The sequence below is a fragment of the Streptomyces sp. bgisy027 genome (assembly GCF_057710365.1).
The window spans coordinates 1-21823 of the sequence record NZ_JBYIVZ010000036.1 but is presented as its reverse complement, the minus strand read 5'-3'; the positions used below and the strand labels follow the sequence as shown (position 1 = coordinate 21823).

The window sequence follows — 21823 nt, the reverse complement described above, 5'->3', positions numbered from 1 at the left end:
GGGAACTTCCTGCGTTCAGATGCGAGACGCACCCTCGCGCAGAGCCCTCACCACTACACATAAGGAAGAAATAAGCGCAGAATGGGCTGAGGCGGCGCTTACCGCACACCGCACCAGTAGCGGTCAGGCCTGCGAGTCAAAGGAGACGAGTCATGGCCAACGTCTCGCCCACCAGAGGTGACATATCCAGCCACCCCGATGCATCGGAGATGCGGGAGCGTTACGCCCGCATGCTCGGCGGTCGTGATGTGACGCTCTTGGACGGACCGGTGTTCCTGCTCGGTCTGTACTGCGCCGTATCCCCCTGGATACTCCACTACACGGCGAGCCAGCCCCCGCTCGTGACCCACAACTTGATCGTGGGGATAGCGATCGGCCTGCTCGCCCTCGGTTTCACCCGGGCCCCGGAACGCATGTACGGCCTCAGCTGGGCCTGCAGCGCGATCGGTGTCTGGATGATCATCGCGCCGTGGGTGGTCGGCGACAGCCCGGACGCCGGTGTCGTCGTGAACAACATCATCATCGGCGCGCTGGCAGTGCTCCTGGGACTGATGTGCGCCGGCGCGGCGGCCAAGAGCACTCCAAGGCCGTAGCGGCAGACGGGGAGAGACAGACGCGCAGGCCGGACCGCACCCGCGGACCGGCCTGCGCCCATTCTCGGACCCGGCGCGACCGGCTCGGCCGCACCATCACCCCGGCGGCCCCGCTCAGTGCGCCGGCATCAGCCACGGCTCCTGCGGCAGGACGTGGCCGGCCTCCAGCAGCGACTTGAGGTTGGACAGCACTGCCGGCCAGCCGGAGGACACGTCGGCACGCTCGCTCTCGTCCGCGAGGTCCTCGTGGGTCACGGTGAGCCGGACGATCTCGGCGTGCCGGCGGATGTCGAAGGTGACCCGGGAGCACTTGTCCTCCTGCCCTTCGTCGTCCGGCGCAGCCCAGGTGGTGACCAGCCGGGTCGGACGCTCGCTCTCGACGACGGTGCCGACCACGTCGGCGACGCCCGAGCCGTCGGTGCGGACATGCTCCCAGCGGGAGCCGGGCCGCCAGTCCGAGACATTGCTGTGGCCCCAGTAGGCGGCGGTCAGGTCGGCGTCGGTGAGGGCGTCCCAGACCTTCTCGGGCGTGCTCTCGATGTAGGTGACGTAGACGAATGTGGGCTTGTCGGTCATGGCTTCCTCGGCTCGTCGTTTCACAACCCCGAGCACGCGCAGGCGCGGGCTCTCGAACTTGTCGATCCACCGCTCCTGGATCTCGTGGAGCGGGACCGGATTGAGGTAGTGCAGCTTCTCCCGCCCCCGCCACACCGTGCTGACCAGATTGGCGGCCTCCAGGACGCCCAGGTGCTGGGTCACCGACTGACGTGTCATGTCGATGCGCGCGCACAGCTCGCCCAGCGTCTGCCCGTTGTCCTCGTGCAGCCGGTCCAGGAGCCGTCTGCGCGTGTCGTCGGCCAGCGCCTTGAAGATCTTGTCCATCGCGGGGTCGCTCTCTGCTCGCACACTCAACGTTATGCAGGTAATTGCCTGCATGTCAATCGAAGCTTTATGCCGGTTACGAGGCTTATGTGTCGAATAGTTGTTACATGACGTATCGGATCCCTTGACAGGCGGTCCGTAGCTTCGAAGGCGTCGGAACGAACCCCACCGAAGGAAACGGCTCCCAGATGCGCGCTTCCCGCACCTTCCGCACCGCCCTCGCCGCCCCCGCGCACGTCCCGCCGGTGGCCCAGCACAACGGGCTGCACGTCACGCTCCGTCCGGACGGCCGGGCCTCCTCCTGGGTGGCGCACGCCGAGCCGAGGCCCGAGCCGGCCGACGAGCGCGTCCTGATCGGCACGTCGACGCTGGCGGACGGGTCGACGACGGCCAAGATCTACCGACTGACGGCCGACCACTACGAGGCCGAGGTCTTCGCCGACGGCAAGCGGCGGGACACCCTCGTCGCCGACGGCCGCGCCGCACACGGTGAGAACAGCGGACTGCACGTCATGCTCCACCCGGACGGCAGACTGGCGTCCTGGGGCGAAGAGGCCTAGCCCCCGCGCCCGTGCGCCGCGTCAGCGCAGCAACGCCCCCAGCGCGCCCCGGTGTTCGGCCGTCCACGCATAGGCGTCGCGCACCTCGACCAGGACGCCGCGCTGCCGCAGCGCCACCATGGCCGGATCGCCGCGCCGCGCGCCCTCCTCGATGCCCCGCCGGCAGCGGTCCTGCCACCACAGGATCGTGTCCACGAGGTCCTCGGCGCCGTCGCACGGCCCGTAGGCCTCACGCACGAGGGCGATCCGCAGGGCCGCCCCGGGCACATCGGTGACACCCGGCCCCAGATCCAGGTACTGCCAGCACAGGTGCGCGAGGTCGTGCACCCGCTCACCGGGTGCGGCCAGGTCCCAGTCGACGAAGGCGGTCGGCCACCACTCGCCGCCCTCGACCGTGTAGACCGTGTTCTTCGGGGCGAGGTCGTTGTGGCACACGACGTCCCGGTCGCCGGCCAGTGCGGTTCCGTGCGTCATGTCGTGGACGGCGCGCACGAGTCGGGCGACCCGCACCAGCGCGGTGTCCGTGCGGGCCGCGGCCCGTTCCTCGGGAGTGACGGCCGCCCGTCCCTCCAGGTAGCCGAACACCTCGCGCCCCTGCTTGTCCGTCCCGATGTAGGGCGGGGCGCCCGCCCACTCCCGGGACTCGAACAGCGCGAGCAACTCCCGCACATAGCCCGACCGCCCATGGGGTGGACGCCGCACCGTGGTCCCGACCCGCACGACCTCGTTCACGGCTCCGCCGCCGAGCACCCGCTCCGCCATTCGCACCTCCGCCGATCAGACGATCATCTGCCCACAAAACCACTCGCGAAGCAAGCCCGCACCCGGGCACGCTGCCGGTATGGAGCGCGCCGAGGCACTGCTGATCGGAGGACGGGCCGGGGTCGGCAAGACCACGGCCGGCTGGGAGGTCTCGGCCCGGCTGCGGGCCGCGCAGGTCGCCCACGCGGTGATCGACGGCGACTTCATGGGAGCCGTCCATCCGGCGCCGCCGGACGACGCGCACCGGTCCGGCATCACGGCACGCAACCTGGCCGCGGTGTGGGCGAACTACACCGCCCTCGGTTACCGGCGGCTCGTCTACACCAACACCGCGAGCGTGCTGGACATGGCAGTGCCGATGTTCCGCCGCGCCATGGGGGACGACGTACGGCTCGTGCGGGTGCTGCTGACCGCGACCGACGAGACGGCCGCACAACGCCTGACCGGGCGTGAGCTGGGCTCCGAGCTGGAGCACGAGGTACGCAGCAGCCGGCGCAAGGCCCGGCTGCTCGACGAGCACACGCCCGCGGACGTGCGGAGGGTGGCGACGGACGGCCGCGCGGTGATCGACATCGCCGCGGAGCTGGTGGCGGCGACGGGATGGGTCGTGGACGTTCCCGCGGTGACGACCGGTCGGACACGGACCACCGACTGAAGCGCAGCGGACTGTCCCTCTCTCCACGGGGAACACGCCTTACTGCGGGGACTGGAGGAAGAGGGGCGAAATGGAGATCTCGGGCATCATCAGTGCCATCGTGATCGGCATCATCATCGGTGTACTCGGCCGGCTCGTCGTTCCGGGTCGTCAGCGCATCGGTGTCCTGTGGACGATCCTCGTCGGCATCGTGGCCGCGCTGCTCGGCTCGGCGCTCGCGGCCGGCCTCGACGTGGCCGACACCGACGGAGTCGACTGGATCGAGTGGCTCATCCAGATCGGCCTCGCCGCACTCGGCGTCGCGGCACTGGACCGGTCGAAGGCACGCCGCTGACACCACACCCGACGAGAACGAGCGGGGCCGCACCGGCGCTACGGGCTCCACGGCGCCCGACTCGGCACGGTTCCACGTCAGGCGACCGCCGCGGCGGCCCGCATCGCGGCCAGGCCGTCGCGGGCCGCCGGATGGGCCGGCGTCCATCCGAGGTCGCGCTCGGCCTTCGCCGTGGACACCCGCAGCGTCGTGGACATCATCGTGTGCGCGTACGACATGGGCCGCATCAGCCACAGCGGTACGGTCACCGGCTTCGGCAGCCCGAACTCCTCGGCCACGCAGCGGACATGGTTCCCGAACCCCATGGGCGTCCGGTCGGCGATGTTGTACGCCTGGCCCGGCCGCCCCCGTTCGACGGCGGCGGCCACCGCGCGGGCCGCGTCGGTGAGCTCGATCCAGGGCAGGACCCGGCCGTGGTCGGCGGGCACGGGCAGTTGCCGCTTGCGCAGCATGGGCAGGAGGGCGTCGGTGCCGCCGAGGCCGTAGAGGAGGCCGAATCGCAGGGCGATGCCGTCCAACCCCGGTGATTCGAAGGTGAGTTGTTCTTTCACGCGCATCGCCTCGATGTGCCGTTCCAGCTCCCGGGAGCGGCCGCGCGGCCCGAAAGGATCGTCCTCGGTGACCGCATGGCCGCCATGGTCGCCGTAGCCGTATCCGAAGACCATCGACTCGGCCACGAGACGCCGGGCACCGGTGGCCCGCGCGGCCTCCACGAGGTGGGCGGTTCCCTCGGTGCGCAGGGCGTTGGTGGCGTGCATGTCGCGGTGGCGCATGGGCGGCCTGCTCAGCGCGGTCGCGGCGTGGATCACCGTGTCGAAGTGGTGGCCGTCGACGGCACGCAGCAGGGCGTCCCGGTCCGTCAGGTCGGCCCGGATGTCGTTGCGCGCGCCGCGGCCGAGCCCCGTGACCTCGTGGCCCGCCTCGGTCAGGGCACGGGTGATGTGCCGGCCGAGGACACCCCCGGCGCCCGCAAGGAGGACGGTCAGGCCGGTGGCCCCGTCGTCGCTGTGGTTCGTCGTCATGACCTTGCGACGAACCGGCCGGGCCCGGATGTGACATCCGGGCGCGGGCGGACCCTGCCACCGCACCGCGAGCAGGCCGTCGCGCCGGGTCACGGACCGTGTCGGTGGTCCTACGGTGTGTACACGTACGGCGTCGTGGTCGTCAGCGGTTCGAAGCCCAGCCGCTCCAGGATGGGGCGGCTGCTGCTCATGGCGTCGACCTGGAGATACCGGTAGCCGCGGTCCACGGCGGCACGGGCGCGGTGGGCGACCAGCGCACGGTAGATGCCGCGGCCCCGCCAGCCCTCGACGGTCCCGCCGCCCCACAGCCCGGCGAACCGTGTGCCGGGCACCAGCTCCATCCGGGCCGCGCTCACCGGCGTGTCACCGGCCAGGGCGACGACCGCGACCACGGTGTCCGCGTCGGCCGCGAGTCGGGCGAGCAACTGGTGCCGGAGCCGGGAGCCGTCGGTGCCGAAGGCCTTCTCGTGGACCCGGGCGACGAGGTCGACGCCGGCGCCGTCCGTCACCGGCAGTATCCGAATGCCTTCCGGGGGCTCGGCGTCCAGATTCAGGTCGGCGACCTCGCCGATCATCAGGGTCTCCTCGGGTTGGCCCACGAAGCCGGCCGCCCTGAGCCGCTGCCCGAGGTCCACCGGGAGATCGTGACCGTAGAGTTTCCACTCGAACTCGCGGCCGAGCCCGGAGAAGTGGGCGATCTGTTCGGCGATCGCCGCGTCGGCGCCCGCCGCGTCCAGGTCGGACCACACGACGCCGTTCCAGCCGTGCCCGGACGACACCTGGCGGACGATGCGGCCCACCCGCTCGACCCGGGCGTCGGGGCCGTCCGGCTGTGCGCTTTCACGCATGTCCCGGTCGAACAGGGCGAGTACCGCGGCATGATCCATGGGGCCACTCCAGCACCGCGCCGCCGCCGCGGCAAGACCTTTACGGCTCCAGCGGCCCGGCCTCTCCTTGCGGCCCGGCGTGGGCGACCATGGGAGGCGCAGGGAGAAGTCGTGCCGTCTGGAGGGCCGGGAGCCATGGTCGTGAAGGACACCGAACTGCCGCACTTGAGCCGCTGCGTCGAACTCGCGGCGGAGGCGCTGGAGGCCGGGGACGAACCGTTCGGTTCGGTTCTGGTGGGGGCGGACGGAAAGGTGCTCGCCGAGGACCACAACCGGGTGGCCTCGGGCGATCACACCCGGCACCCCGAGTTCGAACTGGCGCGGTGGTCCGCCGCCCACATGTCGCCCGAGGAACGTGCGGCCGCGACGGTGTACACCTCCGGTGAGCACTGCCCGATGTGCTCGGCCGCGCACGCGTGGGTGGGCCTGGGACGCATCTTCTACGTCGCCTCGTCGGAACAACTCTCCGCATGGCTGGGTGAGTTGGGCGTGCCGGCTCCGCCGGTGCGGACGCTGTCGATCCAGGAGGTCGCGCCGGGCGTGGCCGTGGACGGCCCGGTGCCCGAGCTGACGGAGGACATCCGCGCGCTGCACTTCCGGTTCCACCGGCGCTCGGGCTGACGGCGGACACCGCCGGTCCGAGCGCCGACGTTCCCGGAAGCCCGCCAGGGCCTGTTGCGAAAGCGGCGCCTGCCGCGCGACGCCCGGCACGGCCGTCCTCCGGGCGACGACGGCACCTTCGCAACAGGCCCTAGCCGAGTTCCAGCGTGGTGACGCCGAAGACGTGTCCCTGGGCGTACGGCCGTACCGGACCCGTGTACATACGGGCCGTCTCGAAGGAGGGCGTGAAGCCGGCCTCCTCGGCGAGGGCGACGCCCGCCGGGTTGGTCTCCGGCACATCGATCGCGACCTGCCCGCCGGCCGCCTGCGCGGTCAGGGCGTCGAAGACGGCGCGAGCGTCGTCGGGCGTGTCCGCGAAGAGCGGACCGATGCGCGGGCAGTCGTGGCCGGGCCGGATCACGCCGTAACCGGTGACACGGTCGCCGGCACGGCGCACGACGGCACGGTGTCCGGGCCCGGTGAGCCAGTGCGCGAGGAAACCGGGCCGGTCGGCCGGCGTACAGGTCGCGTCGTACGCGGTGATGTCCTCGACGTCCTCCGGCCGGACCGCCCGCACGTCCGCCGGGGCCGGGCGGGCGGGTGCGGTGCCGGTGTACCGAAAGGTGCGGTGGGCGAGCTCGAAGCCGGAGCGGCGGTAGTTGTCCTGCTGGGCGACGACCCCGTCGAGGCCCACCGTGCGGTTCTCGGCGTGCGCCAGCGCCGTCTTCCAGGTGGTGAGGCCGTAGCCGTGGCCGCGGGCGTCGGGGCGGACCAGGTACCAGCCCAGGAAGGCGTAGTCGGATCCGTAGTTGACGACGGAGATCGCCGAGACGGGCTCGCCGTCGATCCGGCCGATGAAGAAGCCCCCGGGATCCTGCACGAAGAAGGCCGCACTGTCCGACACTCCCGGGTTCCAGCCCTCGTCGACGGCCCAGCCGCGGACGACCGGCCAGTCGTCGAGGGCGGCCTGGGTGATGACGAGGTCTGCGGGGGCCGGAGAGGCCATGGATGCGCTCCGTTCCGTGGGGGGTGCGTACGCGCGGTGATCATCCGCGTACGCAGCATCCTCGCGGATCGCCTGGGAGGGCGTCACGGCATGATCAAGCCGTTGCGGCACCTCACGGGGGACCCGCCGGGCAACAGTTCGTACGGCCGCGGGCGACCGCCGTGCCACGAGACCCCTTGTCCCCGTACGACAAGGGCCCCACCGCTCGTGCGCCCGGTGGGGCCTGCCGTACCGCGACACGGCGCAGGTCAGCGCATCACCCTCGGGCGGAAGCGGCGGTACAGGACGGCCCCGCCCAGAACGAGGGCCGCGGCGCCCGCCACGGTGGGGGCGGTGTGGTCCGCTCCGGTGTAGGCCAGCGTCGCCTCGGGTGCGTGCGGCACGTGGGCGGGCGGCACCGACCTCGGTGGATGCGACCTGGGCTCCGTGGACGGCTTCGGAGCGGGCTTGGTGGTGCGGGGCGGGACGGAGGTGTTCACCGACTCGTTGTCCACCGCCGCGTTGCCGACACCGACCACGTTCACGCTGTTGCCGGAGACGTTCACCGGGAGGTGGACCGGCAGCTCCACGACGTTCCCGGACACGACACCGGGTGAATCCTTTCCGCTTCCCTCGGCCGAGGCCCCGCCGCCGCCCGACGGCGCCTGGGTCTTGTGCCCGCCGTCCTCGTTGACGCACTTGTTGCCGGCGGTGGGGTTGAGCAACCCCACCACGTTCACGGTGTTCCCGCACACGTTCACCGGCACGTGCACCGGGACCTGGATGGTGTTGCCGGCGAGCAGCCCCGGCGAGTCGGTCGCGGCACCGTCCGCCGCGGAATCGGCGTACGCCGGCACCGTCACGGCCATCGCCCCGGCAGAGGCGAAGGCGATCACACCGTTTCGGGTAACCCGTCTCATAGGTTCCCTGCCTTCCAGACTTGGTCACGAGCACTCGCCCGCATCGGATAAAACGCGGGCGAACCATTGGAGTTATGGCTTATCGGCCTTTCACCCCATCGAGTGTCACGTTTGTCGAACTAGCGGCAAAAACGCCCGATAGGAACGCAAGGGGCGCAGAGTACGACTGCCCGTACGACCTCGCATCCCGGGAGGCGTGCCTTCCGGGGCCCGCTTATCGTGATCGAGGACGCCGTTTCCCGGTCCGCGACGGGCGTCCTGGAGGCATCCATGCTGGCCAAGCTGTCCACGCGGCCCATGCTGCGACGCTGCACGGTCACCTGCGCGGTCGGTCTCGCCCTGTCCGCCACGGGCCTGTCCGCGAACACCGCCGACTCCGATCCCGACCTGGGCCGCTTCTACGGGCAGCAGGTCACCTGGTCGAAGTGCCCGGGCGAAGGGCTGCCCAAGGATCTTCAGTGCGGCCAGGTCACCGTCCCGCTCGACTACGCCCACCCCCGAAAGGGGACGCTGGACCTGGCGCTGGCCCGCTATCGGGCCACGGGCGACAAGCGGGGCTCGGTGCTGCTGAACTTCGGCGGGCCGGGCGGGCCCGGCGTCCCCGAGTTCACGGCCGGCGGCAAGGAGTTCATGGAGCTCACCGACAACTACGACGTCGTGACCTTCGATCCGCGCGGCGTCGGCAGGTCCTCCCCGGTCAGCTGCGGCGACGGCCAGGAGGAGATCGAGCTGCCGGAGGACGGCACCGACCTCAGCCGCGATCCGCGGGCCGTTCTGTCCCAGTTGAAGAAGGCGGCCGACACGTGCGCCCGCCACTCCGGCCCCGTACTCCCGTACATAGGCACGGTCAGCGCCTCGCGCGACATGGACGTGATGCGCGCGGCACTCGGCGACGACAAGCTCAACTACCTGGGCTTCTCTTACGGAACGCGGCTCGGCGCGGTGTACGCGGCCCAGTTCCCGGACAAGGTCGGCCGGTTGGTGCTCGACGGTGTGGACACGCTGACGGAGCCGCTGACCGAGCAGGGCGTGGCGGGCGCGCAGGGGCAGCAGAAGGCGCTGGACGAGTTCATCAACTGGTGTGTGAAGGACATCGCCTGTCCGTTCGGGCAGGACGCGCGCGAGGCCCGCAAGCAGGTCGTACGCCTCGTGGAGTCGCTGGACGCGGACCCGGTACCGTCGGCCTTCGGTGAGCCGTTCACGGGTCAGGACCTGGTCGGCGCGCTGGGACAGGCGCTCTACAGCGAGGAGTTGTGGCCCTCCCTGGAGCGGGCCCTGGCCGCGCTGGTCGAGGACGGCGACACGCACGCGATCGAGTCCTTCGCGGTCGGCGGGGCCGCGCCCTCGCGGCGCGAGGAGACCGACGATCCCGACGGCGCCCTGGTGGACGAGGAGGACGTCCCTCTCGACAACATGCCCGCGGCCCTGATGGCGATCAACTGCGCGGACGACCCGGACCGGCCCACCGGCCGGCAGATCGTCGACAACCTCGACCGGCTGCGCGCCGAGTACTACCGGGCGTCGCCCGTCTTCGGCCCGTACCGGCTCAGCGGGGTGCTGATGTGCTACGGCCGCCCCCGGGGCACGGACTTCATCCGCGACGAGGTGAAGGACGTGGACACCCCGAAGATGCTCCTCGTGGGCACCCGCGGGGACCCCGCGACGCCTTACCGCTGGACCGTGGAGACGGCCGGCCGCCTCGGACCGTCGGCCGTGGTCCTCGACAACAAGGGCGGCGGGCACACCGGTTACGCCTCCTCCAAGTGCGTGCACGGCAAGGTCGACGCCTTCCTGCTGTACGGCACGCTGCCGGCCGACGGCAGCTCCTGCGGGCCGGAGGAGGGCCGGGAGTAGACCCCGGGCAGGGTGATCGGATTGCCCCTAATGCCCGATCGGCGAATCGGTCCTATCGTGCTGTTATGGAGCACGCACTCAGTCCCACAACCCTCACCGAGCTGCGGCGCCCGCGCCCGTATCCGGCCGTGTCCGTGCTGACGCCGACACATCGCCGCGAGCCCTATCGGGCCCAGGACCAGGTCCGGCTGCGCAATGTCGTCGCCGAGGCCAAGAAGCAGCTGGAGGCCGATCCCTCGGTCACCCGCGAGCGGCGCACGGACGTCGGGCGACAGCTCGACCAGGCGCTCGCGGAGGTCGATCTCACCTACGCTGAGGACGGCCTGGTCATCTTCGCCGCGCCGGGTGAGCACCAGGTGTGGTCGCTCGCCCGCAGCGTGCCCGAGCGCGTGGTGCTCTCGGACACCTTCCTCACCCGCAACCTGGTCTCCGCCCAGGCAGCCGAACGCCCGTACTGGGTGCTGTCGGTCTCCGCCGACCGTGTCACCCTGTGGAACGGCAGCCTCGACCGCATCACCGAGGCCCGCCTCGGCGGCTTCCCGCTGACCCGGCGTGCCGAGAACTTCGACGCCGAACGCCGGGAGCAGATCGGGGACACCCCGAGCACGTTCCGCGACGAGGACACCCGCCACTTCCTCAAGGACGCGGACTCGGCGGTGAGCACGATCCTGCGGCGCGATCCGCGGCCGCTCTACGTCACCGGCGAACCCGCGGCGCTGTCCCTGCTGAACGAGATCGGCGGCAGCACGAAGGTCGCGGTCCACATTCCGCACGGCGGCCTCGCGCACGGCACGCACGACGCGGTCTGGCAGGCGATCCAGCCACGGATCACCGCGGAGGCCCGCGAGAGCGCCGGCGCCGTCATGCGCGAGCTCGAGAACGCCCAGGGCCGCAAGGCGTTCGCGGCCGGCGTCGACGAGGTCTGGCGCAGCGCCCGGGAGGGCCGGGTACGGCTGCTGGCCGTGGAGGAGAACTACCGGGCGACGGTGCGCGGCGAGGGCGGCGACCATCTGATCCCGGCCGCGAGCGGTGATCTCGACGCCCGCGAGGACATCGTGGACGAGATCGTCGAGCAGTGCCTGGAGACCGGCGCCGAGGTCCGCTTCGTACCGGACGGCACTCTCAGCGAGGCCCGCCGGATCGCGGGGGTGCTGCGTTACTGACGCGGACGTGGGCGGGAGGCCGGCAGTGGCTCGCCGGCCTCCTCGCGCGGCACCTCGCGCCTGGCCTCACACTCCGTCGAAGAGCGCGCTCAGACCGCGCTCCACGACCGCCCCCAGGTCCTCCTCGCCGGACGCGACCACCGCGTAGCTCCGCAGCAGGAAGCGCTGCAGGGCGCCGGTGTCGAACTGGAGCAGCGCCATGCCGTACGGCGAGTGCAGCTCCACGACGGTCCGCTCGTCGCCGCACGGCCAGATGTGCACGTCCCCGTCGCCGGCGGGGCCGCGCAGGCCCGTCTCCAGCAGACCGCGCGCGAAGGTCCAGGTGGCGCCCCGGCCGTCGAGGGAGACCTCGCCCGGGAAGTCGATGTACACCGCCAGCGGGTCCGTGGAGGCGTACCGCAGTGTGGCGTGCACGGGGACCTCGCGCTCCTCGCCCGTGATGAGGCGGGCGCGGGCGGGCTGCTCGAGGGCGATGTCCATGGGCGGTCTCCCCTGCGGTCGGCGGTCGGGACGGTTTTGCCGCTGTGTCTTTACGACTCCGCAGGCGCCCCTCGCAGTACACCCGGGAGCCCACCAATTTTGTGAGCTGCATCACTCCCTCGCCGAGGAGTCACCCGCCGCACCGGGACCGCCGCTCCACGTCTGGAACACACGACCGTCGAACATCTGCATGAGGACGGTACGAGCCCCCTTGCGGACCATCAAAACCCGTATGCCACCTACGACTTGAAGCCCTCCGCGACGTACGCCGTTCGTACCGCACCAGCCCTCCGGGGAGACTCTGGCATATGCCGGACGCACCACCGGATCGGGTGTTGCCAAATCCCTTACAGCGCGTCGCGGGCTGTGCAACAGTCGTAACGGTCCTTCCGTCAGCCTTGGTCGTACCGTCCCCGCATCGGAGTGCGTCATGCCGCCCCATCTCTCTGCGGACCGCCCCGCCGCTCAGCCGCCAGGTCGCGGCTCCGTCGATGCGCTCATATCGCAGGCACGGCGGCTCAAGGGCGATGTCGACGCCGTGCGGCGGGACACGCAGAGCGACGGATCGGACCCGCAGGAGCGGTGGCAGCGAGCGCTGTGCGACCTCGCGCTGCACCAACTCGACGACCTCGACGCGCACTTGGGGCAGCTGCGCGACGGCCCGCCCCCGGCCCCCGCGGCCACCCCTCCCCCGCCCGAGCGCGACTCGCTGCTCAGCCGGGTCGGCAGCGCGGAGTGGAACCTGCTGACGGACGAGGCCAGTTGGTCCGGCGAGCTCTTCCAGATCCTGGGCCGCGACCCCGCCGCCGCGCCGCTCACCCTCGACGAGCTGCCGTCCGTCGTACTCGACGAGGACCGCCGCCGGCTCACGGCGATGGTCACCGACTGCCTCGTCGACGCCAAGCCCATCGACGGGGAGTTCCGGATCGTACGGCCGGACGGCGAGGCCCGGACCGTGCACATGATGGGCGAGCCCGTGCTCGACTCCGACGGCAGCACCTCCTCGATGTGGGCCGTGCTGCGGGACGTCAGTGAACTGCGCCGGAGCCAACGCGCCGTGAGCGAGACCCGTGACTCGCTCCAGCGTCACCGGGCGCACACCGAGCACCGGCTGGCGGTCGAGTTGCAGGAGGCCGTGCTCCCGCCGTGGCGTGGCTCCCTGCGGCTCCCGCACCGGGGCCCGCAGACACTGGACCTCGCGGCTCGCTGCCTGCGGTCGTCGACGAGCGCGACGATCGGCGGTGACTGGTACGACGCACTCGAACTGGCCGACGGCCAGACGCTGTTGAGCGTCGGCGACCTCACCGGCCACGGCGTGGCCGTGGCCTCCGGCATGGCGGCCCTGCTGGGCGCCGTACGCGGCATGGCGATGGCCGGCACCCAGCCGGGCCAGCTGATGTCCTGGCTGAACCAGTTACTCGACGCCACCGTCCAGCCGGCCCTCGGCAGCGCCGTCTGCTGCCGCTACCGGCCCGACACCCGCACCCTGACCTGGGCGCAGGCCGGGCACCCCGCCCCGTTGCTGTTCCGCGACGGGACGGGACGCAGGCTGAGCGCGCCGGACGGTGTCCTGCTGGGCGCCACCCCGGGTGCCGTCTATGCGCAGGCCGAGGAGACGCTGGAGGTGGGCGACCTGCTGGTGCTGCACACCGACGGACTGGTGCCGGGGCACAGCGCGGCGGACTCCGTGAACCTCCTCCTCGACCTGGGCCCCCGCCTGGGTGGGACGGACACGGCGCAGGACTGCGTACGACTGGTCGTCGACGAGTTCGGCGAGAGTGAGCTCGAGGGCGACGCCTGCGTGCTCGTGGCCAGGGTGACGTACTAGAAGGTGACGCTCCCGAGGGCGCTGCCCCGCAGGAGCCTTGGCATGGGCGTTGCGGTCAGTGGCACAGTCCCCCTGTGACTGTGCGCTGTCACGCCCGTGCGCTCTCGCCGCCCGGCCTCTTCGTCTTGGGCAGCGCCATCCGGATCTCCTCCCGCAGTTCGTGGATCCTCGGGTAGCTGGAGTACTCGGCGGTGAGCCGGTACATCTGCCGGAGCCGGTCCCAGGTGCGGCCGGACGAGTTGGATCCCATCGACATCAGGGCCAGCCGTGCGTAGCGGTCGGCCTGTTCGGGGTCGTCCGCGATGAAGCAGGCGGACGCCATGGACAGATGGTCGAAGATCTTCGACCGCTCCCGCCCGTCGACGCGCAGGGCCAGGGCCTTCTCCGCGAAGTGCTGGGCGTGTACGGCCGCGCCCGGCTCGTACTCGGCCAGCGTGCGGTAGGCCAGGGCCTGCATGCCGTACAGATCCTCGTCCTTGAAGGTCTGCATCCAGCTCGGCGGGGGCACGTCGCTCCGGTCGGAGACGAAGAGGTCCTCCGCCCGTCCGAGGGTGCGGCGCATGGCCTGGCCCTTGCCCATCGACGCCTGCGCCCAGGCCTCGATGGTGTGGAACATGGCCCTGGTGCGCGGCAGCACCTCGTCGCCGGAGCCGGACTGGGCGAGTTTCATGAGGTCGAGTGCGTCGTCGGGCCGGCCGAGGTGCACCATCTGGCGAGCCGCTCTGGAGAGCGCCTCCCCGGCGCGGGGCCGGTCGCCGCCCTCTCGGGCCGCGTGGGCGGCGATGACGAAGTACTTCTGTGCCGTGGGCTCCAGGCCGACGTCGTGCGACATCCAGCCCGCGAGGACGGCGAGGTTGGCGGCGACGCCCCACAGGCGCCGCTGGAGATGTTCGGGGTGTCGGTAGGCGAGCATGCCGCCCACCTCGTTGAGCTGGCCCACGACTGCCTTGCGTTGCAGCCCGCCGCCGCGGGCCGCGTCCCAGGCCCGGAACACCTCCACCGAGCGCTCCAGTTCCTCGATCTCCTGCGACCCGATGGGGGCGGCCTCGTAGCGGTCGAACCCGGCGGGGTCGGCGTGCAGGGGGTCGTCGAACTGGGGGGCGTCGGCCTTGAGGGCCGGGTCGGAGTGCAGCCAGTCGTGCATGGCGCTGCTGAGTGCGGATCCCGCGGCGAGCGCGGCGCCCGCGCCCACCAAGCCGCGTCGGTTGAGCATGAGGTCCATTCCCGTGAATTCGGTGAGGACCGCGGCGGTTCGCTCGGGCGCCCACGGCACACCGTCGGGATGCTCCACACTCCCGGCGTCCTGCCGTTTCCCCGTACGCCCGTGCCGGACCAGACCGAGGTCCTCGATGGTCACGACACGGCCGAGACGCTCGGTGAACAGAGCTGCCAGCACCCGCGGCACCGGATCGCGCGGGATCTCTCCCATGTCGATCCACCGCCGCACCCGCGAGGTGTCGGTCGCCAGCTGGGGGTGGCCCGTGGCCGCCGCCTGCCGGTTGACCAGCCTCGCGAGCTCGCCCTTGGACCAGCCGGCCAGGCCGAACAGGTCCGCCAGGCGGGTGTTGGGTTCTCCGCTCACGTCAAGCCCCCAGGTTCTCGGCTGAGTTGACAGTAGCCCGGTGAGAGTTGCCCCGGGACTATTCGCCAGGGTTCGCCAGGGTGCGCCAGATGGTGTGCCACTGGGCAACGGGTGTCAGGTAGGAACGCGCCACCCCGACCCGGTCGCCTTTTGAACAACGGGCCGCACTCCCCAGGGTGCACCCGAGGGGCCGGGCCGGGTAGCGCAATGACGTCGAAGGCACACGAAGGGATCTGTTTCTCCCATGTACGCAGCATCGTCCTCCGTGTCCGCCCCGCCCCGGTCGCTGCGTGCCCGCCCGGCGGGTGGCGGCCCCTACCTCGCCCCCGCGCGGCCGGCGGCCGCCCCCGTGCTCGGCACGGGCCGGCCGCTGCGCGCCCCGGGGCTCGGCACCCAACCGCTCAGCGGGAGACTCGACTTGTCCGGCCCCCAGGGCGCCCAGTTGCGTACGGCGATCGCGTCGGTGCACCGGATCTGCCCGGAGTTCGCGCCGGTGCAGGTGCTGCGCCGCAGCGGACGGTCCGTACTCATGGTCGGCACGACCGGGCGCAGCACGGCCGTCGCCAAGTGTTTACTCGATCACTCGCCGGCCTGGGCCGAGCGGATCCGGCACGAGATAGCGGCATACCGCTCGTTCGTCCGGCACCGCCCCCCGGTGCGGGTGCCGAGACTGATCGCGGCGGATCCGGACAACTGCACGCTCGTCATCGAGCGGATGCCGGGCCGGGTGGCGGCACTTCAGCGGCACCCGATCGAGGTACCGCCGCGGGCGGACATCAGGGCGGCACTCGGTGCGATCTGCCGGCTCAACGCCTGGCGGCCGCCGGCGGGCACGTTCGACGCGCCGCTGGACTACGCGGCCCGGATCTCCCGGTACCACGAGCTGGGGTTGCTCACCGACCGGGACATGGGTGATCTCCAGAAGCTGCTGCACGGCATCGCGGCGACCGCGGGCCGGCAGGGCATGGGCCAGTTCTGCCACGGCGACGCGCTGCTGTCCAACATCCTCCTCTCACCGGCCGGTCCAGTGCTGGTGGACTGGGAGCACGCGGGCTGGTACCTGCCGGGCTACGACCTGGCGACGCTGTGGTCGGTGCTCGGGGACGCACCGGTGGCCCGGCGGCAGATCAGCCAGATCGCGCAGTCGGCGGGTCCGGCTTCCCGGGACGCGTTCCTGGTGAACCTGATGCTCGTGCTGACCCGCGAGATCCGTACGTACGAGACGGCCGTGCAGCGTTCGATGCACGACTCGGCCCCGGCGGCATCGGGAGTGGCCCACCCTGGTGCTGCGCCGTCCGGCGAGGAACAGCGGCTGCTCCTGCGGCGGCTGCACGACGACTGCCAGCTGGCCCGGCGGGCCGTACGTGCGGCGGTCGGCACTCGCTGACGGGGACGGTGGTCCGCGGTGCGCCCTGGAGACAGGCGTACCGCGGGCTTTCGTATGTCCGGGCGCTTTCGTACGTCCGGCCGCATTCGTGTGTGCGGCCGATGGAGATCTGCGCGGCCCCTCGGCAGCCCGGGCGCAGCCATTGGGGTACGCCTCTGACGCCCCGCAGGCCAGGAGGCCGGTGGCACGAAACTCCCGGGAATCCCGCTTGACAAGGTAATTCACGCAGCTCTTGGCATGATTGACGGATCGTCGGACAGCCGGTACCACAGACCCACGCCCGGCCCCGCACGGCTCTTCGCGCCCGACCGTCCCAGGAGGCTGCATTGCGTGGATCCGTCACCACCTTGGCCGCTGCGACACTGCTGTTCCCCTTGATCGGCGCGGCCCCGTCCGACTCGCACGGCTCGGAGCACGCCCTCCAGTCGGCCTTCACCTCCGCCGCCGCCCGGTACCACGTGCCGCAGAGCGTGCTGCTCGGCGTCTCCTACCTCCAGTCCCGCTGGGACACGCATGCCGGGGCGCCCAGCGTGACCGGCGGCTACGGCCCCATGCACCTCACCGACGCCCGGACCGCCCTCGCCGAGTCCGGGTCGCATCACGGCGACGGCACGGAGGACGCGCGCGGCGACGGTGCCCGCAAGGCTCTGGCCCCGAAGGTGAAGCTGCCGAGCAGCTCCGGGATCCCGGCCCGTCTCAGGACGCTGCCCAGGGCGGCCGAGCTGACCGGGCTGAGCCGGGAGCGGCTGCGGACGGACCCGGCCGCCAACGTGGCGGGCGGTGCCGCGCTGCTCGCCGCCGCGCAGAAGGAGCTCGGCGAACCGCTGAGCTCGGATCCGGCGGACTGGTACGCGGCGGTGGCCCGCTTCTCCGGTGCCGACGACACCGCGACGGCGGCGGCGTACGCGAACGACGTCTACGCCGTGCTGCGCACGGGCCAGGAGCGTGAGACCGACGGGGGCCAGCTGGTGGCGCTGGCCGCGCAGCCGGGTCTGTCCCCCGACACCGGGCAGCTGCGCCGGGCCGGCCTTCGCACGCTCAGGGCCGGGGAGACCGAGTGCCCGCCCACGGTGTCCTGTGAGTGGATCCCGGCGCCGTACGAGGAGTTCGGCGACGGTGACTACGGCAACCACGACCTGGGGGGTCGTCCGACGACGCAGGACATCGACTACATCGTCGTCCATGACACAGAGGGCGCCTGGGAGGGTGTTCTCACCATGGTGCAGGACCCCACCTATGTGTCGTGGCAATACACACTGCGCTCCACGGACGGCCACATCGCCCAGCATGTGAAGGCGAAGGATGTGGCCTGGCACGCGGGCAACTGGTACGTCAACTCGAAGTCGATCGGTCTGGAGCACGAGGGTTTCCTCGCGCGGCCGGACGCCTGGTACACGGAGGCGATGTACCGCTCCTCGGCGCGGCTGGTGGCGTACTTGGCGAAGCAGTACGACATCCCGCTGGACCGGCAGCACATCCTCGGCCACGACACGGTGCCGGGCCCGACCGCGGCGAACGTCAGGGGCATGCACACCGACCCGGGCCCGTACTGGGACTGGCGGCACTACTTCGAGCTGCTCGGCCGGCCCATCGAGCCGAGCGCCGGCCCGGACGGCGGACTGGTGACGATCCGCCCCGACTACGCGGCCAACCGGCCCGAGTTCACGGGCTGTGTGACCGCCGGTCAGGCCTGCGCGGACCACGGTTCGAGCGCGGTGCGGCTGTACTCCGGGCCCGGTGAGACGTATCCCCTGATCAAGGACCCCGGGCTGGGCTCGACCCCGACCAAGGGCGTGAACGACCTGTCCTCCCGGGTGTCGACCGGGCAGCAGTACGCGGTCGCCGGCCAGGAGGGTGACTGGACGGCGATCTGGTACCTGGGCCAGAAGGCCTGGTTCGAGAACACCAAGGAGAGTCCGGCCGCGGTGAACGCCTCCGGCGAGGTGGTGACACCGAAGAACGGCAGGACGAGCGTCCCGGTGTACGGGCGCGCCTATCCCGAGGCTTCGGCCTATCCGGCGGACGTGCCCGTGCAGTCGGTGTCGCCGCTGCCGTACACCTTGCCGGCCGGCCAGCGGTACGCGGTGGGCGGCAAGGTGCCGGGCGAGTACTTCTACGCGGTGGACTTCGACCAGGCGTCGCACCGGGTGGTGGCCGGCAAGGACCTGTACTACGAGATCCAGTACGGCCACCGGGTGGCGTTCGTGCGGGCGGCGGATGTGGACGTCGTGCCTTCGGGGTCCTAGCGGATCAGGCCTCCCTCTCCCAGGTGTACTGTCGCCCGGCCACGGCTCTCAAGGAGTGCTGTCCGGTGCCGAACAGGTCGCTGCGGACGGTGAGTTCGCGGGTTCGGGAGGCCTTCAGGGCGATGCGGGTCGCCCGGCCGCCCGTCCACTCGATGTCGAGGGTGGCGCCGCCGCGGGCGCGCAGGCCGCGTACCGAGCCGGTCGGCCAGGCGGCGGGCAGGGCGGGGAGCACCTCGATGATGTCGTGCTGGCTCTGGAGCAGCATCTCGACGACACCGGACGTGGCGCCGAAGTTGCCGTCGATCTGGAACGGCGGGTGGGTGTCCCAGAGGTTGGGCAGGGTCGAGGACTTGAGCTGTTCGCCGAGCATGGTGTGGGCGTGGTCGCCGTCGCGCAGCCGTGCCCAGAAGTTGATCTTCCAGGCCTTGGACCAGCCGGTGCCGCCGTCCCCGCGCGCGGTCAGCGAGACCTCGGCGGCCCGCGCCCACTGGCTGCCGGGTTCGATCTGCCGTCCGGGGTGGAGGGCGAACAGGTGCGAGACATGTCGATGGGTGTCGGCGGGGTCGTCCAAGTCCTGCTTCCACTCCTGGAGTTGTCCCCAGGAGCCGATCCGCAGACCGGGGTCGAGCCGTTCCAGGGCGTCCTCGACACGGCGCCGGAAGTCGGGTGCGTCGCCGAGGGTGCGGGCGGCTTCGAGGGTGCTGGTGAACAGGTCGTGGACGATCTGCTGCGACATGGCGGCGCCGGCCGTGAAGTCGCCGTGCTCGGGCGAGTAGCTGGGGGTGACGACGAGGGTTGCGTCGCGCGGGTCGGTGCGCAGGTTGCCGAGCCAGAACTCGGCGGCCTCCTTCATCACCGGGTACGCGGTGGAGCGCAGGTAGTCGGTGGAGCCGCCGAATCTGTAGTGCTCGTACATCTGCTGGGTGAGCCAGGCGGCCGCCTCGGGGAACCAGAACGAGGTGGCCCAGTCGTGCACACCGGTGAAGCCGTACGGGTTGGTCTCGTTGTGCACGACCCAGCCGCGCGAACCGAACATCTCCTGTGCGCTGCGGCGTCCGGGTGCGCGCAGGGCCTCGACGAACCGGTCGTAGGGCGCCGTCGTCTCGGGGAGGTTCGCGGCCTCGGCGGGCCAGTAGTTCATCTGGAGGTTGATGTTGACGTGGTAGTCGGCCGACCACGGGGGCGTGGTGCTGTTGTTCCAGACGCCCTGGAGGTTGGCGGGCAGGGAGCCGGGGCGTGAGGAGGCGATGAGCAGGTAGCGGCCGTACTGGAAGTAGAGGGCTTCCAGGGCGCGGTCCGTCTCCCTCGTGCCGCCGGTGTAGGTGGACAGCAGCCGGTCCGTGGGGAGGTCGGCGGGGAGCGACTGGCCGATGTCGAGGGCGACTCGGGCGAACAGGGCCCGGTGGTCGCGGACGTGCCGGTCGAGCAGGTTCTCGTAGTTCCGGCCCGCGCGGCGCACGGCTCGGCCGACGGCGGCGTGCGGGTCGGGGCCTCGGTAGTCGGGGTAGGTGTCGGCGTAGTCCGTGCCGGCGGCCAGGACGAACCAGGCGCTGTCGGCCCCGCTCACGGTGAGGGTGCCGCCGGCCCCTGAGGTCACGGTGCCGCCCTCGGCGTACACCCGGACCTGTGCCTCGAAGCGCAGCCCGTTGTCGGCGAGGGCACCCCGCACGGTCAAGGTCCCGTCGGCGGCGGTGGCGGTGAAGTCGGTGCGGGGCGAGGTGTGGCGCAAGGTGAAGGTGACGCTGCCGGGACGGTCGGCGCCGAGCCGTCCCACGATCACGCCATCGGGGTGGGACGCGAAGAAGTCCCTTTGATGGCGCACGCCTTGGTGGGTGTAGGCGACGGAGGCGATCGCGTTGTCGAGGTCGAGTTCTCGGCGGTAGTCCGGCGGGGGCGTGGTCGGTGCGTCGGGCAGGTCGAGGTGGAGGTCGCCGAAGGTCTGGTGGGCGCCGTAGCCGACCCGTGGCTGGCCGAGGCGGTCGGCGGCGGACTCGGGGTCGAGGGTGGTGCCCGTGTCGAGGTCGTCCTGTACGGCGGTGATCGCGCCGGGGCGGGGCGTGCGCCAGTTGCCGTGGTCGTAGCCCTGGGCGGAGCCGGGGCCGCCGGTCCACAGGGTCTTCTCGTTGAACTGGAGGTGTTCGGAGGCGAGGGTTCCGAACACCATGGCACCGAGCGCACCGTTGCCGATGGGTAACGCCTCGCGCTCCCAGTCGGCGGCCGGGGCGGCGTACCAGAGCACGGACGGCGCGCTCGACACATCGGAGGAATCAGCGGCGCCGGCCTCTCCCGCCCCTGCTCCCAGAGCGAGCCCTCCGGCTCCTCCGACCGCCGCTACTGCCTTCAGAGTTGCTCTTCGAGTGATCCCTTGCGGCTCATACGACATGACCCTTGACGCTAGAGATCCGATGACTCAGCGGCAAGGGTCATGACAAAGACAAACGAGGGGGACGGTCCGGCCGGCGCGGGTGGGGAGACGATTCAGCCCTGCTGGAAGAGCTCCGCGGGCAGCGGCTTGAGCAGCGCGTACAGGTCGTCGGTGATGGGACGGTCCCAGGCGGCGATGGTGACGAGCACATTGTCGCTGCGGTCGAACTGCACGCAGGAGATCCGGCTCTCGGAGAGCTTCAGGCGCCGCACGATCAGGAGGTTGTCGCCCTGCATCACCGGCACGTCCTCGCCGCCGACGACGGTGACCTCCTCTTCGTTCTCCAGCGCCAGCAGCAGCTGCGCGACCTCGAAGGGGACCTCGTCCTGCTCCACCTCGCGGGCCGGGGAGCCCTCGGGCAGATTGCCGATGATCATCGCCGGGCCGCGGCCGCCGAAGAGGTCGTAGCGCAGGAAGACGCCCTGGCAGCTGCCGTCGGGGGCAGGCAGCAGCCCGGCGCCCAGATTGCCGGGCCAGTCACCGGGGTCCATGGCCAGTACGTCGAAGTCGGGCCCGGCGGGCGTGGCGCTGCGGCGGCGGAGGAACGACATGTCGCCATGGTACGTGGCCGAACCCGTTCCATGACGTGCGGGCAGCCGTTGGAGACGTGCGCCCCGGTACCTCGACCAGCGGGAGTTGACCTCCGCGCCGCCCGCTA

20 protein-coding genes are annotated in these 21823 nt (G+C 71.4%); 10 read left to right on the top strand and 10 right to left on the bottom strand.

Annotation, left to right across the window (positions count from 1 at the left end):
• Positions 1-152: 152 nt before the first annotated feature.
• A complete protein-coding gene (locus AC3ETA_RS31485) occupies positions 153-593 on the top strand; it encodes an SPW repeat protein (protein ID WP_432196286.1) in 441 nt (146 codons plus the stop codon).
• 114 nt (positions 594-707) lie between these two features.
• On the opposite strand, the gene AC3ETA_RS31480 is transcribed toward AC3ETA_RS31485, so the two are convergent.
• On the bottom strand, positions 708-1475 hold the full coding sequence (locus tag AC3ETA_RS31480; RefSeq protein ID WP_432196364.1) for an ArsR/SmtB family transcription factor: 768 nt from the start codon (positions 1473-1475) through the stop codon (positions 708-710).
• Positions 1476-1663: 188 nt separating this feature from the next.
• On the opposite strand from AC3ETA_RS31480, the gene AC3ETA_RS31475 reads away from it, so the two are divergent.
• Positions 1664-2035 (top strand): hypothetical protein, encoded by a 372-nt coding sequence (locus AC3ETA_RS31475; protein ID WP_432196285.1) that lies wholly within the window; start codon positions 1664-1666, stop codon positions 2033-2035.
• A 21-nt stretch (positions 2036-2056) separates the two neighbouring features.
• On the opposite strand, the gene AC3ETA_RS31470 is transcribed toward AC3ETA_RS31475, so the two are convergent.
• On the bottom strand, positions 2057-2797 hold the full coding sequence (locus AC3ETA_RS31470) for a phosphotransferase (RefSeq protein WP_432196284.1): 741 nt from the start codon (positions 2795-2797) through the stop codon (positions 2057-2059).
• Positions 2798-2876: 79 nt separating this feature from the next.
• On the opposite strand from AC3ETA_RS31470, the gene AC3ETA_RS31465 reads away from it, so the two are divergent.
• Complete coding sequence (locus tag AC3ETA_RS31465; RefSeq protein WP_432196283.1) at positions 2877-3452, top strand: nucleoside/nucleotide kinase family protein; 576 nt, start codon at positions 2877-2879, stop codon at positions 3450-3452.
• Between the two features lie 70 nt (positions 3453-3522).
• Complete coding sequence (locus tag AC3ETA_RS31460; protein ID WP_432196282.1) at positions 3523-3786, top strand: GlsB/YeaQ/YmgE family stress response membrane protein; 264 nt, start codon at positions 3523-3525, stop codon at positions 3784-3786.
• Between the two features lie 77 nt (positions 3787-3863).
• On the opposite strand, the gene AC3ETA_RS31455 is transcribed toward AC3ETA_RS31460, so the two are convergent.
• The gene (locus AC3ETA_RS31455) at positions 3864-4808 is read right to left on the bottom strand and encodes an NAD-dependent epimerase/dehydratase family protein (RefSeq protein WP_432196281.1); all 945 of its coding nucleotides are present in this window, start codon (positions 4806-4808) and stop codon (positions 3864-3866) included.
• A 110-nt stretch (positions 4809-4918) separates the two neighbouring features.
• On the bottom strand, positions 4919-5695 hold the full coding sequence (locus AC3ETA_RS31450; RefSeq protein WP_432196280.1) for a GNAT family N-acetyltransferase: 777 nt from the start codon (positions 5693-5695) through the stop codon (positions 4919-4921).
• Between the two features lie 135 nt (positions 5696-5830).
• Here AC3ETA_RS31450 and AC3ETA_RS31445 point away from each other — a divergent pair, with 135 nt between their 5' ends.
• On the top strand, positions 5831-6316 hold the full coding sequence (locus AC3ETA_RS31445) for a nucleoside deaminase (RefSeq protein WP_432196363.1): 486 nt from the start codon (positions 5831-5833) through the stop codon (positions 6314-6316).
• Between the two features lie 130 nt (positions 6317-6446).
• Here AC3ETA_RS31445 and AC3ETA_RS31440 read toward each other — a convergent pair whose 3' ends face one another.
• Both AC3ETA_RS31440 and AC3ETA_RS31435 read right to left on the bottom strand, forming a co-directional pair.
• Complete coding sequence (locus tag AC3ETA_RS31440; RefSeq protein ID WP_432196279.1) at positions 6447-7301, bottom strand: GNAT family N-acetyltransferase; 855 nt, start codon at positions 7299-7301, stop codon at positions 6447-6449.
• 248 nt (positions 7302-7549) lie between these two features.
• A complete protein-coding gene (locus tag AC3ETA_RS31435; RefSeq protein WP_432196278.1) occupies positions 7550-8200 on the bottom strand; it encodes a chaplin in 651 nt (216 codons plus the stop codon).
• A 270-nt stretch (positions 8201-8470) separates the two neighbouring features.
• Here AC3ETA_RS31435 and AC3ETA_RS31430 point away from each other — a divergent pair, with 270 nt between their 5' ends.
• Complete coding sequence (locus AC3ETA_RS31430; RefSeq protein ID WP_432196277.1) at positions 8471-10054, top strand: alpha/beta hydrolase; 1584 nt, start codon at positions 8471-8473, stop codon at positions 10052-10054.
• A gap of 65 nt (positions 10055-10119) precedes the next feature.
• Positions 10120-11217, top strand: coding sequence for a baeRF3 domain-containing protein (locus tag AC3ETA_RS31425; RefSeq protein WP_432196276.1), 1098 nt, complete (start codon positions 10120-10122; stop codon positions 11215-11217).
• A gap of 66 nt (positions 11218-11283) precedes the next feature.
• Here AC3ETA_RS31425 and AC3ETA_RS31420 read toward each other — a convergent pair whose 3' ends face one another.
• Positions 11284-11697, bottom strand: a complete 414-nt coding sequence (locus AC3ETA_RS31420; RefSeq protein ID WP_432196275.1) for an SsgA family sporulation/cell division regulator — start codon at positions 11695-11697, stop codon at positions 11284-11286.
• A 430-nt stretch (positions 11698-12127) separates the two neighbouring features.
• Here AC3ETA_RS31420 and AC3ETA_RS31415 point away from each other — a divergent pair, with 430 nt between their 5' ends.
• Entirely contained in the window at positions 12128-13525 is a 1398-nt protein-coding gene (locus tag AC3ETA_RS31415; RefSeq protein WP_432196274.1) for a PP2C family protein-serine/threonine phosphatase, read from the top strand.
• A gap of 88 nt (positions 13526-13613) precedes the next feature.
• On the opposite strand, the gene AC3ETA_RS31410 is transcribed toward AC3ETA_RS31415, so the two are convergent.
• Complete coding sequence (locus AC3ETA_RS31410; protein ID WP_432196273.1) at positions 13614-15107, bottom strand: DNA-binding protein NsdB; 1494 nt, start codon at positions 15105-15107, stop codon at positions 13614-13616.
• Between the two features lie 244 nt (positions 15108-15351).
• Between AC3ETA_RS31410 and AC3ETA_RS31405 the strand changes: the two genes are divergently transcribed.
• Both AC3ETA_RS31405 and AC3ETA_RS31400 read left to right on the top strand, forming a co-directional pair.
• Complete coding sequence (locus tag AC3ETA_RS31405; protein WP_432196272.1) at positions 15352-16494, top strand: aminoglycoside phosphotransferase family protein; 1143 nt, start codon at positions 15352-15354, stop codon at positions 16492-16494.
• A gap of 347 nt (positions 16495-16841) precedes the next feature.
• Entirely contained in the window at positions 16842-18740 is a 1899-nt protein-coding gene (locus tag AC3ETA_RS31400) for an N-acetylmuramoyl-L-alanine amidase (RefSeq protein ID WP_432196271.1), read from the top strand.
• Between the two features lie 4 nt (positions 18741-18744).
• Here the strand turns inward: AC3ETA_RS31400 and AC3ETA_RS31395 are convergent, their stop codons facing one another.
• Both AC3ETA_RS31395 and AC3ETA_RS31390 read right to left on the bottom strand, forming a co-directional pair.
• The gene (locus tag AC3ETA_RS31395; RefSeq protein WP_432196270.1) at positions 18745-20979 is read right to left on the bottom strand and encodes a glycoside hydrolase family 95 protein; all 2235 of its coding nucleotides are present in this window, start codon (positions 20977-20979) and stop codon (positions 18745-18747) included.
• Positions 20980-21218: 239 nt separating this feature from the next.
• Positions 21219-21716 (bottom strand): hypothetical protein, encoded by a 498-nt coding sequence (locus AC3ETA_RS31390; RefSeq protein WP_432196269.1) that lies wholly within the window; start codon positions 21714-21716, stop codon positions 21219-21221.
• Positions 21717-21823: the final 107 nt, after the last annotated feature.